The sequence below is a fragment of the Colwellia sp. F1 genome, assembly GCF_056238625.1.
This window is the reverse complement of sequence record NZ_JBWDLI010000004.1, coordinates 184,503-201,053: the sequence shown is the minus strand read 5'-3', so window position 1 is coordinate 201,053 and position 16,551 is coordinate 184,503. Positions and strand designations below refer to the sequence as shown.

Sequence of the window (16,551 nt, the reverse complement as noted above, 5' to 3'; positions counted from 1 at the left end):
GAAAAGAATGATTAATAAGCAACTTACACCACAACAACATCAAACCTTGTCATTTGGCATTGGTTTGGCGTTTTTCGTGTGCGTACTTATTGGTTTAGCCTACCTAGGTTGGTGGCTCACTCAAGTTTTTGTTGCGCAAGAAAAAGCGCCAGTAAGCAATGTTGTAGTTAGTGGTGAAATGCCATACACCCAGCGTGACCAAGTGCTTGAAGCTATTAGCACAATTGACTTGGGTAACTTCTTTCAAGTAAACGTGAATGATATTCAAGCAAAAGTGTCAGCATTGCCTTGGGTTTATTCTGTTGCGGTGAGGAAACAATGGCCGAATGAAGTGAAAATTTATATTGTTGACCAAACACCGATTGCAATATGGAATGGCGACTTCATTTTAAATAAGTTTGGCAAGGCATTTCAAGCTGAGCAAAAAGTAATAAATATAGCACTGCCTGAGTTTTTTGGGCCAGAAGGTAGCGAATTGCTAGCCTTGGAAAATTTTACCAACTTAAATGATTTACTTGAATACAGAAACTTGGCTATTGATGAATTAATACTCAGTGAGCGCTATTCGTGGCAACTCACTCTAAATAACGGCATTAGGCTTAATTTAGGCCGTGAAGAAAGGGTAAAACGGGTGCAAAGGTTTATGGATGTATACCCTGTAATCAACCGTCACCTTGCCGAACAAGAAAAACTGCAAAATAAAGGTAAAAAACAGTTAAAACAAGCGGTTGATTACATCGATTTACGCTATGATACAGGGCTGGCGGTCGGGTGGAAGGAAATTAGTGAGTTATCTTCGAGAGTTAGCATTAAAAAACATCAAGGCGCAAGCTCATATCAACCCGTAAAAGCTACCTTACAAAAGGACTTTTTGCCAAGTTTAATTGCTCAGCATACGTTTTTAAAAAACTCTCGTTTAGCAAAATATACAGTGATAAGGGATAAGAATAACAATGAATTATTTAGCCGTAACAAGTTACAAGCAAGTGGGTTGGCTTTAAATGTCTAAAATTACAGAAAGAAACTTAGTTGTTGGATTAGATATTGGCACTTCTAAAATCTCTGTCGCGGTTGGTGAAATTACGCCTGACAATCAGTTAAGTATTGTGGGTGTGGGTAACCAACCTGCACGTGGCATGGATAAAGGCGGCGTTAATGATTTAAATTTAGTGATTCAGTCAATTCAACGCGCGATTAACGAAGCTGAATTAATGGCTGACTGCCAAATAAGCTCTATTTATTTGGGTATTTCAGGTAAGCATATTAGTTGTCAAAATGAAAATGGCATGGTGCCAATAAATGACAAAGAAGTGGTTCAAGAAGACGTAGACAATGTCATTCATACCGCACGCAGCGTCCCTATTTCAGCTGAACGCCGTATGCTACACGTATTACCACAAGAGTACAGTATCGATTGTCAAGATGGCATTAAAAGCCCTATTGGTATGTCGGGCGTAAGAATGGAAGCCAAGGTTCATATAGTTACTTGTGCAAACGACATGGCTAAAAACTTAGTAAAATGTGTTGAACGCTGTAATTTAAATGCAGATCAACTTATTTTTTCAGCATTAGCGTCCAGTTATTCAATACTCACTGACGACGAAAAAGAATTAGGTATATGTGTAGTAGACATGGGTGCAGGCACTATGGATATATCAATATTTACCGGTGGTGCGCTGCGCCATACCGCTGTTATTCCGGTGGCAGGTAATCAAGTTACCAGTGATATAGCGAAAATTTTTCGTACACCCTTAAGCCATGCCGAAGATATTAAAGTGCAATATGCCTGTGCCTTGCGCTATTTGGTAAGTATGGAAGAAAGTATTGAGGTGCCCAGTGTTGGTGGTCGTCCCGCGCGTAGTATGTCACGTCATACCTTGTCAGAAGTTGTCGAGCCAAGATATCAAGAGTTATTTGAGCTTATTCAGGAAGAAGTACGCGAGGCTGGTTTAGAAGACCAAATTGCCGCTGGTTATGTTTTAACCGGTGGTACAGCAAAAATGGAAGGTGTTGAACAATTCGCTGAAGAAGTGTTTCAAATGCCGGTACGCATAGCCTCGCCTATTGCAGTACAAGGTTTAAAAGAATATATCAATGATCCAAGCTATGCCACCGTTGTTGGCTTGCTGCACTATGGTGTGAAGGCTCATGAGTCAGGCTTAAAAGCAAATAACAAAGTCGACGGCGTTACGGGTTTATGGTCACGCTTTAGCGCTTGGTTTAAAGGAGAGTTTTAGGTTTGCCTGTTGCCTTAATGGCATAAATTTACATGGCAGAACTTGAAAAAGAGCAACCGCACTAATATGAATAATTATTAGTGCGATGTAGGTGAAGTTTGTAGGTCAGAATTTTTCTGGCAAATTAAGTAGAAAACGGAGAGAGAATCATGTTTGAATTAATGGAAGATCATAACGAAGAAGCGGTGATTAAAGTCATCGGTGTTGGTGGTGGCGGTGGTAATGCTGTTGAGCACATGGTTACCCAAACTATTGAGGGTGTTGAGTTTATTACTGCTAATACAGACTCGCAAGCACTACGTAACTCATCGGCTGATGTTACCTTACAGTTAGGAAATGATGTTACCAAAGGCTTAGGCGCCGGTGCTAACCCTAATATTGGTCGTGAAGCAGCAGAAGAGGACCGCGAAACAGTAATGCAAACCATCAAAGGTGCCGATATGATCTTTATCGCTGCTGGCATGGGTGGCGGCACTGGTACCGGTGCAGCGCCTGTAGTTGCTGAAGTGGCCAAAGAAATGGGTATTTTAACCGTGGCAGTAGTCACCAAACCATTTCCTTTTGAAGGCAAAAAGCGCATGAACTATGCTGAGCAAGGCATAGAAGCATTGTCTAAAAGTGTAGATTCACTGATTACTATCCCTAATGAAAAGCTGTTAAAGGTATTAGGTCCAGGAACGAGCTTATTAGACGCTTTTAAAGCAGCAAATAATGTTTTGTTGGGCGCGGTGCAAGGTATTGCTGAGTTAATCACTCGTCCAGGCTTAATTAACGTCGATTTTGCCGATGTGCGTACGGTTATGTCAGAAATGGGCACAGCCATGATGGGTTCTGGTATTGCATCAGGCCCAGACCGAGCAGAAGAAGCAGCTGAAGCAGCAATATCAAGCCCGTTACTTGAAGATGTTGATTTAGCAGGTGCTCGCGGTATTTTAGTTAATATTACTGCGGGGATGGACATCAGCATTGATGAGTTTGAAACAGTTGGTAACGCCGTTAAAGCATTTGCCAGTGAAAATGCCACTGTGGTTGTGGGTGCAGTAATTGACCCAGAAATGACAGAAGAACTACGAGTAACAGTTGTTGCTACTGGTATTGGTGCTGAGAGTAAGCCAGATATTACCTTGGTTAATCCAGCACCAATGGTTGAACAAAGAGCCGTTGGCTCTGATTATGCACCATCAGCAGCACCACAGCCTGAAGCAGCGGCAGAACCAATAGCAATGACAGACAGTAATGCACAAAAAGTTGCCCATGCTGATCTTGATAACTATCTAGATATCCCTGCCTTTTTACGTAAGCAGGCAGACTAGTAACAAGTAGTATAAGCAAAGCGTATACAAGCTATTTACAGTAGAAAGACTGCTATTAATGGTAGTGGGAGCAAGTGCGGGTAAGTTTAAATTGCCGTAACTAAGTTACTACTGAGGGGCTTTAACAAAGCAAAACAAATGCCAAAATGAATGAATTTTGAATTTTGTCCGTTTATTTGTTATATTATGTGCCCGCAGAAACTAGGCGGCCTGTTCGAAGGTTCGCATAGGCAATGTAACGTCAGCAACAAACAAGCAAAAAAACAAGCAAAGGCGAAGCTAAAATGATTAAGCAACGTACATTAAAAACAAGCGTTTCAACCGTAGGGGTTGGTTTACATAAAGGTGAAAAGGTGCAGGTTACTCTCCGTCCTGCGCCTGCAAACACTGGTATTGTATTTCGCCGTGTTGACCTTGACCCTGTTGTCGATATTAAAGCAACGCCAGAGGCAGTAGGGGAAACAACCTTATGTACTTGTTTGGTTAACGAACAGCAAGTTAAAGTGTCTACTGTAGAACACTTGCTCTCTGCTGTTGCAGGCTTGGGAATTGATAATTTAATTATTGATGTTGACGCACCCGAAATCCCTATTATGGATGGCAGTGCACTGCCATTTGTTTACTTAATTCAATCGGTAGGCATAGAAACACAAAATGCCGCAAAACGGTTTTTAAGAATTAAAAAAGCAATACGCGTTGAGGAAGATGATAAGTGGGCTGAGCTACTACCTTATGAAGGTTTTAAAGTAAACTTTGCTATAGAGTTTAATCATCCTGTTATTACTAACACCTGCCAAACAATGAGTATGGATTTTTCTAGTTGTTCTTTTATTAAAGAAATTAGCCGTGCTCGTACCTTTGGTTTTATGAAAGATATTGAGTTTCTCCGCTCTCATAATCTTGCTTTAGGTGGTAGTTTAGAAAATGCAATTGTACTGGATGAGTATCGTATGCTTAATAAAAATGAGTTACGTTACGATGATGAATTTGTCAAACATAAAATACTTGATGCCATTGGCGACCTTTATATGGGGAGTGCAAGTATTTTAGGTGAGCTTAACGCTTTTAAGTCAGGCCATGGCTTAAACAATAAATTGCTTAGAGAAGTTTTCAAGCAGACAGACGCTTGGGAGTGGGTAACGTATGAAGATGACAAGCTGAGCTCACCCATAGAATACCAAGAAGTAAATGCGACAGCTTTTTAAGCTGTCGCTTTTTCAATGGAATTACCACCCAAAAACCGAGCATGTCTCGGTTTTTTTATTTATTCTGGCTTGCATTAGCCGCTAATTTCTCTAATTTTTCTTTTAGCCCTTTAGGAGCAGTCTTAGCAATTTTTAATAAATGCGCAGCGGTGTTGGCTGACATAGTTTGCACTGAGCCTTTGGGTATTATTTGAGCCTGCACTGTATTATTTTGTGGTGTGCTCTGTTGATAGGTATTCTGGTTAGGAGTTTGTCGGTGCCCTTGAGGGTTTACTTTTATTTCGATGTGTGAAAACTGTCCCTGGGTCTGCCTAACTAACGCAGAGCAAATAGTATTGCGCTCAAATTGTAATCTTTGCCCCCAAGCGGGTGATTTCACTTCAAGGATTAAGGTTGTGCGCATAAAATTAACTATTTTGAACGCATCTTCTGGTAGGTCAGGGCATATTTGTCGTACAATGTCAGACAATAAGTGCAAAGAGTTGGTTTTTGCTTGAATTTGTGCCAAAGTGCCTGTCGTTGAATTAAACAGGCTTGTCATATCTTTTGGGGCTTTAGGTCGTCTTGCCATGGTTTTATCGCAAATCATTAACCAATATTAAGGGCTAGAATTAAGCAGCTAACGGCGCGCCAGTCTCAGCATTTTAAGTCATAGCAATGAATATTAAGTATAAAAGTATTAAGAAACATATATGAGTTTAACACTACTATACCGAGGAAAGAATGTAAGATTTTCAATGCGTCTTAAAAAGCTGCATTGGCTTTCTGCAATTTTAGCGTTTTCCCTGCTTTCTGGTGCAATGGTGCACTTGGTCTTGTCAAAAGATAGCCAGCCCAATAACTCTACACAATACTTAGCTTCTCACGCCTCAAACTTAAACGAAAGTATAGCGAGTAATAGCGAAAAAAATCTAAAAATAATAGCGTTAAAGAAAAAACAAATCACTGCGCTAACAATAAAACTAGCAGAATTGCAAAGCCACGCACTGCGGTTAAATGCCTTAGGTGAGCGCTTAGCTGAAACCGCCAATATTCCCGATCAAGAATTCAATTTAAGCAAGTTACCCGTCAGTGGTGGCCCTTCATCAACCCCTGTGGGCGTTAGTCAAAAAACTTTTGCCCAATTATTGAACGAAATAACTGACCTGGAAAAATCACTCAATCACGAAGAAAATAAACTAAATATGCTTGAATCTTTGAGCTTAGGTCACCATATAGAAAATACCCGTTACCTGTCTGGTCGGCCTATTAAAAAAGGTTGGCTCTCTTCATATTATGGTGTTCGCAAAGATCCTTTCAATGGCCGAGCAACTTTACATAAAGGGATTGATTTTGCTGGTAAAGAAGATGGTGATATCATTGCCACAGCTTCGGGGGTTGTTAGTTGGTCAGGCGATAGACACGGATATGGTTACCTTATAGAAATTAACCACGGTGATGGTTTGAAAACACGCTATGGTCATAATAAGCTTTTATTAGTTAATACGGGAGATGTGATCACTAAGGGGCAGGTGATCGCTAAAATGGGCAGTACAGGGCGCTCTACAGGGCCTCATGTGCACTATGAAATTTTGCATAATAACAAACAAATAGACCCGCTCAAGTTTGTTTATCGTAAAGCTAAGTAATGACAATAAGTGTAGGCAGCGCTGATATTTCGGTAAAACTACAATAATAATATTCACTCAATGTGCCAATTTTTTTAGGCGCTAAATTTCACTAAATGGTTTAATAAGATGTTTGTAAATTTTTTAACAAAAATATTTGGTAGCCGTAATGATCGTCTCATCAAAAAAATGGACAAAGAAGTAAAAAAAATTAATGCGCTAGAACCAGTCTTCGAAGCGCTTAGCGATGAAGAGTTAAAAGCGAAAACAACGGAATTTAAAGAACGTTTAGCTAAAGGCGAAACCTTATCTGATATATTACCTGAAGCCTTTGCTGTTGTACGTGAAGGCGGTAAACGTGTACTCGGTATGCGTCATTTTGATGTACAAATGATTGGCGGCATGGTTTTAAATGACGGCAAAATAGCTGAAATGCGTACAGGTGAAGGTAAAACTTTAACAGCAAGCTTACCCTCATACCTCAATGCACTAACAGGTGATGGCGTCCATGTTATTACTGTGAATGACTACTTAGCAACACGTGATGCTGATTGGAGCCGGCCATTATTTGAGTTTTTAGGCTTAACCGTTGGCTGTAACATTGCTGGCATGTCTGCACAAGCGAAACAAGCCGCTTATCAAGCTGACATCACTTATGGTACCAATAACGAATTTGGCTTTGATTACTTACGTGATAACATGGTTTTCTCGCCAGAAGAACGCTCACAAAAAAAATTAAATTTTGCCATCATTGATGAAGTTGACTCGATTCTTATTGATGAAGCACGCACACCATTGGTTATTTCAGGCCAGGCAGAAGACAGCTCTGAATTATATTTAGCGATAAATGCACTCGTCCCTGATCTGCAACTGCAAAATGAAGAAGATAAAGATGAAGACACTGGTCAATCTGAAGACTTTGTTGAGGGTGACTTCACCATAGATGAAAAAGCCAAGCAAATATACCTTACAGAGCGTGGCCAAATACATATTGAAGAAATAATGGCTGAAAAAGGTTTGTTACAAGCAGGCGATACACTTTTCTCCGCAGCTAATATCACCTTATTACATCATGTTATGGCTGCCTTACGTGCACATAAACTATTCCAAAAAGATGTCGACTACATTGTTAAAGATGGTGAAATTGTTATCGTTGATGAGCATACCGGTCGTACTATGGAAGGCCGTCGTTGGTCAGAAGGTTTACATCAAGCGGTAGAAGCGAAAGAAGGCGTAAAAATTCAGAATGAAAACCAAACACTTGCCTCTATTACCTTCCAAAACTTCTTTAGAATTTATGAGAAGCTTTCAGGAATGACAGGTACCGCAGACACTGAAGCATTTGAATTTCAACATATCTATGGTTTAGAAACTGTTATTGTGCCTACTCATCGTCCGATGATACGTAATGATATGCCTGATTTAATTTACCTTACCGAAGAAGAAAAATTTGAAGCGATTTTAGAAGACATTAAAGACTGTGTTAAACGTGGGCAACCCGTATTAGTCGGTACAATCTCTATAGAAACCTCGGAGTTTTTATCAAGCTTGTTAAAGAAAGCTAAGATAAAGCATAAAGTATTAAATGCTAAGTTTCATGCACAAGAAGCTGAAATTGTTGCCGATGCTGGGCGAGAGTTTGCCGTCACTATTGCCACCAATATGGCGGGTCGCGGTACTGATATTGTACTCGGCGGTAACTTAAATGCAGCCATTGCAGACTTATCAAAAGGCGGCAAGCAACCAACAGAAGAGCAAATCGAAAAGCTCAGAGCACAATGGAAAAAAGACCATGAACGCGTGCTTGAGTTAGGTGGTTTAAAAATAATTGCGACAGAGCGCCATGAATCACGCCGTATTGATAACCAACTGCGTGGCCGTTCTGGGCGTCAAGGTGACCCAGGCGCAACAAGATTTTATCTTTCTATGGAAGACTCACTGATGCGAATTTTTGCCTCAGAGCGCATTTCAAATATGATGCGTAAACTCGGTATGGAGCATGGCGAGGCAATTGAGCACCCATGGGTAACGCGCAGTATTGAAAATGCTCAGCGTAAAGTTGAAAGCCGTAACTTCGACATGCGTAAACAACTGCTTGAGTATGACGATGTTGCCAATGACCAACGTGGTGTTATTTATGAACAACGTAATGAATTATTAGATGAGGCTGAAATTGCTGACGTGATTGATAATATTCGCGGTGATGTTATCAACGGTGTGATTGATCAGCATATTCCACGACAATCTTTAGTCGAAATGTGGAATGTTGCGGGTTTAGAAGAGCAACTTAAAGGCGAATTTAACACCCCTTTAGCTATTGCCCAATGGCTAGAGGAAGACAAAACACTACACGAAGAAAGTTTACGAGAAAGAATTATTAGTGAATTCGAACAAGCCTATAAAGATAAAGAAGCATTGGTTGGTGCGGATGTGCTGCGCCAATTTGAAAAAGCCGTTATGTTGCAAAGCTTAGATTCACACTGGAAAGAGCACTTAGCCGCTATGGATCACCTACGCCAAGGTATTGGTTTGCGTGCTCATGCTCAGAAAAACCCTAAACAAGAGTTTAAGCGTGAGTCATTTGAGTTATTCACGGAAATGTTAGATAACTTAAAATATGATGTGGTGGGTATTTTATCGAAAGTACAAATCAAAGCAGAGTCTGACGTTGAAGCGGTAGAGGAGCAGCATAGAAAATCAGAAGTCACGACAGAGCTTAAGCATGAAAGTGCAGAAGGCATTGATAATAAACCACAAGTTCCACGCGTTGGTCGTAATGAGCCTTGCCCATGTGGCTCAGGTAAAAAATATAAACAATGCCATGGCAAATTAACCTAACAATTAAAAAACTTACCTCTAACGCCTCGCTTCTAGAAGCGAGGCGTTAGAGTCGAATGTTAAAATGACTAAAACTATTCATGTAGCCGTTGGTGTTATTATTTCAACCAACGAGCAACAAACAACGCAGTACTTTCTCACCAAGCGCCTTACTACTGCCCACCAAGGTGGTAAATGGGAGTTCCCCGGCGGTAAAGTTGAGCAGCACGAAACGGTTGCACAAGCTCTGGCTAGAGAGCTCAATGAAGAAATCGCGATCAATGTACTTAGCTGTCAACCGTTAACCACTATTCATCACACCTACCTAGAGAATAATGGTAATAAAACCAAAGTCTGTCTCGATGTGTTTATTGTCGACAACTATACCGGCGAGCCTTGTGCACAAGAAGGGCAGGGGCAAGGATGGTTTTCACTTGAAGCGCTTCAACAGCTAAATTTTCCAGCGGCAAATCAAAACATCATAGCAGAATTGGTTAAGCGCAAGCTTTAACTACTAGCACTATTGTTAAGTTTACACTTACTGTGTTTTCTACCACTAACGCGCACGAAGCGCTTAACTTAATTAAGCGCTTATACATCATTTCCCATCCCCTTCTTTGTTAAAAACTCAATATGCGTACAATACATACGACTTATACTCATAGGTATATTGAGGTAAGTGAACGGACAAATTAACCCTAAAAATAAATCGATAAAGTACTATACAACGTATATCAATCGCATAAAATTAACACAACCTATTTAAAGGAGTAAATAAAGTCATGTGTAAAAAGCTGAGTGTAGTCCTCCTACTTTTTCTTTCATTATCATCTTTTGCACAAAAGCCGCAGGATACTTCCGGCTTTTTATATGGTATTGGTTTAAGTACAAATAAAGAAATATACAAAGGCTACAACAGGCGAAATATACTATTGCCGATTATTGGGTACCGAGGTGAAAAGCTAACAGTTTATGGGCCTTTTATTAGTTATGACGTAGCAAACCTGGCTGATATGAAGGTGTTAGTTCAAGTAGCCCCTAGATTTCAAGGCTACAAAAACACAGACAGTGACATTTTTGAAGGTATGAAGGAAAGAAAATCTTCAATGGATGCAGGTGTTGGGCTGCATTATCAAAAAAATGATTGGAAAGTTCGTATATCATCAATGTTTGATCTATTAAATCGCTCCGGCGGTATGGAGCTTGCTGCTACTATTGCCCATACCCTTAGGTTTGGCCCCATTTTTGTTGAGCCCAGCCTAGTATTGAACTATGTAGATAGTAACCATGTAAATTACTACTATGGTGTCGGCAAAAATGAACTTACCGAGGGCAGAAATGCATATATTGGTAAGGGAGGTGTTAACACTGGCCTTGGTTTATCAATATCGACGCCAATTATTTGGGGTGGTTTTACCCAGCTTAGCTTTCGCCATACCTGGTTCAACGCTGGAATAACCGATAGTCCGCTAGTTGAAAATCATTCTAATTTAAGTATTAGACTTTTATATAGCCGTAGATTTTAATCACATTTTTACTCTTTTATTTAACTTTAGTGTTGAATAAATTTGATAATAGTAATCTAAAACCGCATTTCAACCGTATAGTAGGTAAAGCTATCAATTATCGATGACCAACTATTATTATGTTACTTAATATTATCGGTTTTAACATCTCGTGGTTTGGCCTTATTCTCTTAGAAGAGCGCTTTATTCCTGTTGTGCTTTTATGGCTTGGTTTACATGTATATTGCTGTAAACAGCGCGTAGCAGAATGCAAATTAATTATGTCGGTCGCCATCATTGGTATTTTACTGGATTCGAGTTTGTTATTTTTAGATGTTTTTCAATTTAAAGAACAACTGGTTATTCCAATATGGTTAATGATGTTATGGCTGGCATTTGCCGCGACAATAGCGCATGGTTTGCATTTTTTGGCACGTTCTAAAATATTACAGTTCGCTGTAGGGTTTATATTCCCCCCGCTCAGCTATATAGCAGGGGCATCGTTAACGGTAATGAACTTTGGTTTTTCGCTGCTGACGACTTATTTTATATTAGCCGTAATTTGGTCTGTATTAATGATGCTTTTTTTCCATTTAAAGGAAATATTCTATTTACAGGAGAAGCGCAATGGTTAAGTTTTTGCTAATAGCTTATATAACATTGGCTACCGCGATATCGGAAGCCAACGAATATAGCAACCTTAACGAGTTAAGCATTAACACGTTAAATATTAAACCCGTAGGTAAAGCTAAGTTTTCAGTTTTATTTTGGGATATTTATAACAGTACCCTCTATACAAAATCAGGCACTTATTTGTATGACGAACCACCCGAATTACTGCTTTTTGAAATAGAGTATTTAAAAGGTATTACTACCGATGACTTGCTCAAGCGTACCGTTGAACAATGGCAGCATTTGAATATACCTAAAGCGCAATACCGTGAATTTATTCCACAATTAAAAACAATATGGCCGAATATATCTTCAGGCGATAAATTAGCGATGTTGGTGCACAATAAACAGTCTACATTCTATTTTAATAATATAAAGGTAGGCCATATTGCAGCAGAAAACTTTAGTCAATTATTTTTGGCTATATGGTTATCGCCCAATACAAGCCAGGCGGTATTAAGGCGGCAGTTACTAGGAGCAAGAGAATAATGTTAATTAAGCCAAAAGAAAAAAAATTAAATGTTTTAAAACCATTGTCGCTAAGTTTTTTATTAATACTAATTAGTAGCTGTAGTGCTGGTATTAACGATTACCAAGGCACTAACCCTAAATTTGATATTAAACGTTACTTTACCGGTGAGCTTATTGGTTGGGGTATGGTACAAGACTATACCAACCAAGTTACCCGACGCTTTTGTGTGGAGCTTAACGGTACCTGGCAAACTGACCAAGGAGAGCTGGCAGAAGTTTTTTACTTTAACGATGGTGAAATAAGTGAGAGAACATGGCAACTGACTAAGCTAGCAAATAATAAATATGCGGGTTCAGCAGAGGATGTGGTGGGTATTGCAAAAGGCACACAATCAGGCCATGCTTTTCAATGGCAATACACATTATTAGTACCAATAGATGATGAAACATACCAGTTTACTATGGACGACTGGATGTACCAACTAGATGAACATCGGGTTTTTAATCGTACTACAATGAATAAATTTGGCCTAAAAGCCGCCGAGATAACCTTATTTTTTGATAAAAATACCGAGTCAAAAAAGTGCCAGATAGCAGGGATAAGTTAACGCTTAAGTACAATTTCATCTGAAACTGTTAAACGCGCTGTCTATCGTTTTGTATTGAAATGAAAACCCCGAGGTTGTTAACTTTTTTGGCACAACATGTTGGCCATATAATAAAATCTCTGACATTTCACCTAAAAGTAGCTTTAACAACCAAGCTGGTGTAGAGAACCAGCAAGGTCTGCGCAGTGAAGCAGCAAATGCTTGGCTAAAACGCTTATTTGTCACAGGCTGTGGTGCTGTGAGGTTAATAGCACCTTGCAGCGATTGGTTTTCAAGTATATATAAAATAGCAGCAACCATGTCTGCAATATGTATCCAAGACATGATTTGATTACCACTACCTAAACTAGATCCTAAATATAATTTAAAAGGCAAAGCCATTTTTTGCAAAGCACCACCGTCAGCAGCTAAAACGACACCGGTGCGTAATATGGCTACCCGCGTTTTATCACTTGCAGCATTCAGCGCAATACTTTCCCATTTGCTACAAACCTCGTGGGCAAACTCTGGGTGGTATTTGGTAAACTCTTCGTCAATAGATAAAGTAGACTGTTTACCATAAATACCAATAGCGCTACCCGATATAAGTAATTTAGGTGGTGTATTGGCTTGTTTTATGAGGTTAACCAGTGTCTGTGTAATGTGCCAACGGCTTTGGCATATTTTCTCTTTTTGACTAGCAGACCAGCGTTTATCAGCAATTGGCTCACCCGCCAAGTTTATTATGGTGTCTTGGCTTTCAATAGTAGCAAGCGATAAAGTCTCAATTAAGTTAACGTGATTACCTAAAATGTTAGCGGCTTTATCACAATCCCTAGTCAATACGGTTATATTGGCTTTTAAGGTTTGTAAGGTACTAATTAGTTTTTTACCAATAAGCCCGGTACCGCCGGTAATAAGAATATTCATAAAGCTTCCTCATGAAAGTTTAGGTTACAACACCAATACGCGAGCAATGGACTTTAGATCATAATAATTCACTAATGCCGCTAGCATTAAGGTTAATTACTGCACTAATGATCGTTTATACACTTTGCCTCGTATATATATCGTCTATTATATAAGCAAGTATAAATGAGGGGCAAAAAATATGCAGAACAAAACCTTAACGCTACCTATATTTCCTCTACCCATTTTTATTTTACCTGGGGGGATAACCCGTTTACGGATTTTTGAAGCACGCTATTTACGCATGGTAAAAATAGCCAGCAAAGAGCAAGGGTTTGTTATTTGTCTTAATAACAAAGGTTTACAAAACGCGGATGTAAAAAATACCCCTGATGTTTTTTGGGGCAGTTGGGTTGAAATTATTAATTTTGATCAAGGTGATGACGGTATTTTAGAAATCGATGTGAAGTGTAGATCGTTAGTCAATATTTTATCCATAGATAAAGATAATGATAATTTGCATTTCGCTGCCGTGTCTACCATTGCACATTGGGCAGAGAAAAATGAACCTATTATTGCCGATAGCCTATCTCAGTTGTTAGAAGAAGTGTTTGACAAAAACCCTTTGCTCAATAAGCTTTATGTCGATAAAACCACTAACAATGCTCATTGGGTTGTTGCAAGGTGGTTAGAGCTTATTCCTGTTGACTTAGACATTAAAGCGACCTTTATTCACAACCATAATTACGAGGAAGCAAAAGATTTTGTTCAATCGATTATTTTTAGCGAATAAATGGTTATGTAAGCTTTTTCTTAGCACTATGAGTAAATAATTCAAAAAAGTTAGCCTAAGAGTGATCTTTATTTAATCGCCCTCGTATAAATAGACAAGTTATACTAAAGCCTTTGGTGATCAAACCGATGCAAACTCTCTTGCTAAGTAAAGTGACAAGTGGTAAATCTAACCACATGCCAGAAAAAATAAATCATCCTCAACTTTGTCAATGGCTTGAAGCAGTGGCAACATCACGAGACAAAATTGCCTTCACGCATTTGTTTCAGTTTTTTGCACCCAAAATTCAGCGCATAGCCCAAAGCAAGTTTTCAAATGACACCCAAGCCTGTGAAGTTGTGCAAGACACCATGAGCAACGTATGGCGAAAAGCCCATTTATTTGACCCCCAAAAAGGCGCTGCTACAACCTGGGTATATACCATCATGCGTAATGTTACTTTTGATATTTTACGTAAAATTAAAGGGAATAAGGAAGATAACCTCAGTGATGATATTTGGCCGGTGGTTGAAGGGCTTGCGGGAGAAGAATTGAGCAACAATACAGAATATTTTAGTGATCACCTAGAAAACAAGCAGTTGCAAAGCATTATTGATTGCTTACCAGAAGCACAGCAGCAAGTGGTAAAAGGCTTTTACTATATGGAAATGTCACAAGAACAATTAGCAGAACACCTTAATTTGCCCCTTGGCACGATAAAATCACGTTTACGCTTAGCATTGGCAAAACTCAAAGTACAGTTAGGAGACAACCATGATTAAGCATCACCCTAAATTTGCCTTGATAGAAGCATTTGTTAATGGTGAGCTACCCGCATCATTATCAGCCGGTATCGCTATTCATGCCCAAATGTGTCCTCAATGCCAGCAGCAAATTACTCAATTAACAGCACAAGTGGCCACCATGAGCTTTGAAGGTAATAATCAAGACAGTCTGTCGGTTGCTTCAGGAGACAATGAGTTAACGATGGAACTGATGATTGCAGAAATAACTGCGTCCGAAGCAGAGTTTGTGCCAACACCTACGGTTGAAAAGCACGTTGTTTTTAACAACAAAACGTATGTTTTACCTCCCGCATTACATGGCATGACAATAAGTAAAGCCGCTAATATTGGTAAGTTATCTCGTTCTCGTATTCAATTGAACGAAAATGAAATACATACCAGTTTATTACAAATGCAACCCGGCGGCAGCGTGCCCGAACACACACACAAGGGCTTTGAACTCACATTAATACTAGAAGGCTCTTTTCATGACGAACACGGTGAGTATGTAAAAGGGGATTTTATAATGCTTGATGGTAGTCATCAGCATCATCCGGTTTCAACACAAGGCTGTTTATGCTACACAGTTGCAAATGATGCGCTACACTTTACCCAAGGCATCAATAAATTACTTAATCCTATCGGTGCATTTATTTACTAAAAGGCAGTCAGCATGATTCATAACGTTGTAAAAGAAGAGTTACATATTGGTGTCAGTGCTTGTTTAATTGGCGAAAAAGTTCGCTTTGATGCCAGTAGCAAATCATCTCATTTTTGTATTAGAGAGTTAGGACAACATGTCACGTATAAAGCTTATTGTCCTGAAGTTGCCATTGGTTTACCTATTCCTAGACCGACGATACGGTTAATAAAAAAAGATGATATTATCACAGTCTCTAGGCCAGATGGCACGGGGGATGTAACGCAAGCATTACAAGCTTATGGCAAAAAAGTCGCCAGTATGACTCAAGATCTCAGTGGTTATGTTTTTTGTGCGAAAAGTCCCAGTTGCGGTATGGAGCGTGTTAAGGTCTATAGCCCTGAAGGTAATGCCTTGGTATCAGATGGCGTGGGCGCTTTTGCCAAAGAAATTATGGCCGCTAATCCGCTCTTGCCGTGTGAAGAGAATGGCCGTTTAAATGACCCGCTTATACGGGAAAACTTTGTTGCCAGAATTTATGCATATAAACATTGGCAAGACCTTACAGCGTCTGGCTTAACAAAACACAAACTCACCACGTTTCATAGCCAGTATAAATATACGGTGATGAGTCATGATCTTGTTGCTTATAAAGCTTTAGGGCAATTATTGGCCAGAGCAGATCTGTCCTTAGAAGCCATGGCAAAAGCCTACATCGCCGGATTGATGGATGCTTTAAGTATTATTGCAACACGTAAAAAGCATGCGAATACCTTGGCGCATATACAAGGGTACTTTTCTAAGCACCTTAGCAGTCATGAACGACAAGAGTTGTGTTCGCAAATAGAAGCGTATCGAAAAGGTTTAGTACCATTAGTCGCGCCATTAACGCTGATTAACCATTACTTATTGCAACACCCGAAAGACTATCTGGCCAAACAAGCCTATTTATCACCCTATCCTGCCGAGTTAAGGTTGAGATACGCATACTAACATGGGCAGCTTGCTCCACTTAGCCATTTTTTATTTCT

Annotated in this window: 17 protein-coding genes; 15 read left to right on the top strand and 2 right to left on the bottom strand. The window is 39.6% G+C overall.

Annotation, left to right across the window (positions count from 1 at the left end; genetic code table 11):
• Positions 1-7 precede the first annotated feature (7 nt).
• The 4 genes from AC0UA9_RS05340 to lpxC all read left to right on the top strand — a co-directional run bounded on the left by AC0UA9_RS05340 (position 8) and on the right by lpxC (position 4,755).
• A complete protein-coding gene (locus AC0UA9_RS05340; RefSeq protein WP_475657995.1) occupies positions 8-1,009 on the top strand; it encodes a cell division protein FtsQ/DivIB in 1,002 nt (333 codons plus the stop codon).
• Positions 1,002-2,237: a cell division protein FtsA gene (gene ftsA, locus AC0UA9_RS05335; protein WP_475657993.1), complete on the top strand. Its 1,236-nt coding sequence runs from the start codon at positions 1,002-1,004 to the stop codon at positions 2,235-2,237. Before AC0UA9_RS05340 ends, ftsA begins: the two co-directional genes overlap by 8 nt.
• Before the next feature lie 149 nt (positions 2,238-2,386).
• Positions 2,387-3,550, top strand: a complete 1,164-nt coding sequence (ftsZ, locus tag AC0UA9_RS05330) for a cell division protein FtsZ (protein WP_475657990.1) — start codon at positions 2,387-2,389, stop codon at positions 3,548-3,550.
• 284 nt (positions 3,551-3,834) lie between these two features.
• Positions 3,835-4,755, top strand: a complete 921-nt coding sequence (gene lpxC / locus AC0UA9_RS05325; protein ID WP_475657988.1) for a UDP-3-O-acyl-N-acetylglucosamine deacetylase — start codon at positions 3,835-3,837, stop codon at positions 4,753-4,755.
• 55 nt (positions 4,756-4,810) lie between these two features.
• Here the strand turns inward: lpxC and AC0UA9_RS05320 are convergent, their stop codons facing one another.
• A complete protein-coding gene (locus AC0UA9_RS05320) occupies positions 4,811-5,326 on the bottom strand; it encodes a DUF721 domain-containing protein (RefSeq protein ID WP_475657986.1) in 516 nt (171 codons plus the stop codon).
• 121 nt (positions 5,327-5,447) lie between these two features.
• Between AC0UA9_RS05320 and AC0UA9_RS05315 the strand changes: the two genes are divergently transcribed.
• The 7 genes from AC0UA9_RS05315 (at position 5,448) to AC0UA9_RS05285 (ending at position 12,435) form a co-directional block, all read left to right on the top strand.
• Entirely contained in the window at positions 5,448-6,383 is a 936-nt protein-coding gene (locus AC0UA9_RS05315) for a M23 family metallopeptidase (RefSeq protein WP_475657985.1), read from the top strand.
• A gap of 108 nt (positions 6,384-6,491) precedes the next feature.
• Positions 6,492-9,200, top strand: a complete 2,709-nt coding sequence (gene secA, locus AC0UA9_RS05310; RefSeq protein WP_475657984.1) for a preprotein translocase subunit SecA — start codon at positions 6,492-6,494, stop codon at positions 9,198-9,200.
• Positions 9,201-9,264: 64 nt separating this feature from the next.
• Complete coding sequence (mutT, locus tag AC0UA9_RS05305; protein ID WP_475657983.1) at positions 9,265-9,690, top strand: 8-oxo-dGTP diphosphatase MutT; 426 nt, start codon at positions 9,265-9,267, stop codon at positions 9,688-9,690.
• A 271-nt stretch (positions 9,691-9,961) separates the two neighbouring features.
• Positions 9,962-10,705, top strand: a complete 744-nt coding sequence (locus AC0UA9_RS05300; RefSeq protein ID WP_475657982.1) for a MipA/OmpV family protein — start codon at positions 9,962-9,964, stop codon at positions 10,703-10,705.
• Positions 10,706-10,824: 119 nt separating this feature from the next.
• The gene (locus tag AC0UA9_RS05295) at positions 10,825-11,319 is read left to right on the top strand and encodes a DUF2878 domain-containing protein (RefSeq protein WP_475657979.1); all 495 of its coding nucleotides are present in this window, start codon (positions 10,825-10,827) and stop codon (positions 11,317-11,319) included.
• The gene (locus tag AC0UA9_RS05290) at positions 11,312-11,845 is read left to right on the top strand and encodes a chalcone isomerase family protein (protein WP_475657977.1); all 534 of its coding nucleotides are present in this window, start codon (positions 11,312-11,314) and stop codon (positions 11,843-11,845) included. The genes AC0UA9_RS05295 and AC0UA9_RS05290 overlap by 8 nt, the downstream gene beginning before the upstream one ends.
• Entirely contained in the window at positions 11,845-12,435 is a 591-nt protein-coding gene (locus AC0UA9_RS05285) for a DUF3833 domain-containing protein (protein ID WP_475657974.1), read from the top strand. The genes AC0UA9_RS05290 and AC0UA9_RS05285 overlap by 1 nt, the downstream gene beginning before the upstream one ends.
• A gap of 15 nt (positions 12,436-12,450) precedes the next feature.
• On the opposite strand, the gene AC0UA9_RS05280 is transcribed toward AC0UA9_RS05285, so the two are convergent.
• Positions 12,451-13,344 carry a TIGR01777 family oxidoreductase gene (locus AC0UA9_RS05280; RefSeq protein WP_475657972.1) on the bottom strand — a complete coding sequence of 298 codons (894 nt, stop codon included), beginning with the start codon at positions 13,342-13,344 and terminating at the stop codon, positions 12,451-12,453.
• A 181-nt stretch (positions 13,345-13,525) separates the two neighbouring features.
• Here AC0UA9_RS05280 and AC0UA9_RS05275 point away from each other — a divergent pair, with 181 nt between their 5' ends.
• The 4 genes from AC0UA9_RS05275 (at position 13,526) to AC0UA9_RS05260 (ending at position 16,513) form a co-directional block, all read left to right on the top strand.
• Positions 13,526-14,116 (top strand): LON peptidase substrate-binding domain-containing protein, encoded by a 591-nt coding sequence (locus AC0UA9_RS05275; protein ID WP_475657969.1) that lies wholly within the window; start codon positions 13,526-13,528, stop codon positions 14,114-14,116.
• A 119-nt stretch (positions 14,117-14,235) separates the two neighbouring features.
• Positions 14,236-14,877 carry a sigma-70 family RNA polymerase sigma factor gene (locus AC0UA9_RS05270; RefSeq protein ID WP_475658185.1) on the top strand — a complete coding sequence of 214 codons (642 nt, stop codon included), beginning with the start codon at positions 14,236-14,238 and terminating at the stop codon, positions 14,875-14,877.
• Complete coding sequence (locus AC0UA9_RS05265) at positions 14,870-15,541, top strand: ChrR family anti-sigma-E factor (protein ID WP_475657967.1); 672 nt, start codon at positions 14,870-14,872, stop codon at positions 15,539-15,541. The genes AC0UA9_RS05270 and AC0UA9_RS05265 overlap by 8 nt, the downstream gene beginning before the upstream one ends.
• 12 nt (positions 15,542-15,553) lie before the next feature.
• Positions 15,554-16,513 (top strand): YbgA family protein, encoded by a 960-nt coding sequence (locus tag AC0UA9_RS05260; RefSeq protein WP_475657965.1) that lies wholly within the window; start codon positions 15,554-15,556, stop codon positions 16,511-16,513.
• The last annotated feature ends 38 nt before the right edge of the window (positions 16,514-16,551 follow it).

What these genes read in the sequence shown, in the direction of transcription:
- AC0UA9_RS05340 (WP_475657995.1), top strand. Translation starts at nt 8, where the DNA reads ATGATTAATAAGCAACTTACACCACAACAACATCAAACCTTGTCATTT.
- ftsA (WP_475657993.1), top strand. Translation starts at nt 1,002, where the DNA reads ATGTCTAAAATTACAGAAAGAAACTTAGTTGTTGGATTAGATATTGGC.
- ftsZ (WP_475657990.1), top strand. Translation starts at nt 2,387, where the DNA reads ATGTTTGAATTAATGGAAGATCATAACGAAGAAGCGGTGATTAAAGTC.
- lpxC (WP_475657988.1), top strand. Translation starts at nt 3,835, where the DNA reads ATGATTAAGCAACGTACATTAAAAACAAGCGTTTCAACCGTAGGGGTT.
- AC0UA9_RS05320 (WP_475657986.1), bottom strand. Translation starts at nt 5,326, where the DNA reads ATGGCAAGACGACCTAAAGCCCCAAAAGATATGACAAGCCTGTTTAAT.
- AC0UA9_RS05315 (WP_475657985.1), top strand. Translation starts at nt 5,448, where the DNA reads ATGAGTTTAACACTACTATACCGAGGAAAGAATGTAAGATTTTCAATG.
- secA (WP_475657984.1), top strand. Translation starts at nt 6,492, where the DNA reads ATGTTTGTAAATTTTTTAACAAAAATATTTGGTAGCCGTAATGATCGT.
- mutT (WP_475657983.1), top strand. Translation starts at nt 9,265, where the DNA reads ATGACTAAAACTATTCATGTAGCCGTTGGTGTTATTATTTCAACCAAC.
- AC0UA9_RS05300 (WP_475657982.1), top strand. Translation starts at nt 9,962, where the DNA reads ATGTGTAAAAAGCTGAGTGTAGTCCTCCTACTTTTTCTTTCATTATCA.
- AC0UA9_RS05295 (WP_475657979.1), top strand. Translation starts at nt 10,825, where the DNA reads ATGTTACTTAATATTATCGGTTTTAACATCTCGTGGTTTGGCCTTATT.
- AC0UA9_RS05290 (WP_475657977.1), top strand. Translation starts at nt 11,312, where the DNA reads ATGGTTAAGTTTTTGCTAATAGCTTATATAACATTGGCTACCGCGATA.
- AC0UA9_RS05285 (WP_475657974.1), top strand. Translation starts at nt 11,845, where the DNA reads ATGTTAATTAAGCCAAAAGAAAAAAAATTAAATGTTTTAAAACCATTG.
- AC0UA9_RS05280 (WP_475657972.1), bottom strand. Translation starts at nt 13,344, where the DNA reads ATGAATATTCTTATTACCGGCGGTACCGGGCTTATTGGTAAAAAACTA.
- AC0UA9_RS05275 (WP_475657969.1), top strand. Translation starts at nt 13,526, where the DNA reads ATGCAGAACAAAACCTTAACGCTACCTATATTTCCTCTACCCATTTTT.
- AC0UA9_RS05265 (WP_475657967.1), top strand. Translation starts at nt 14,870, where the DNA reads ATGATTAAGCATCACCCTAAATTTGCCTTGATAGAAGCATTTGTTAAT.
- AC0UA9_RS05260 (WP_475657965.1), top strand. Translation starts at nt 15,554, where the DNA reads ATGATTCATAACGTTGTAAAAGAAGAGTTACATATTGGTGTCAGTGCT.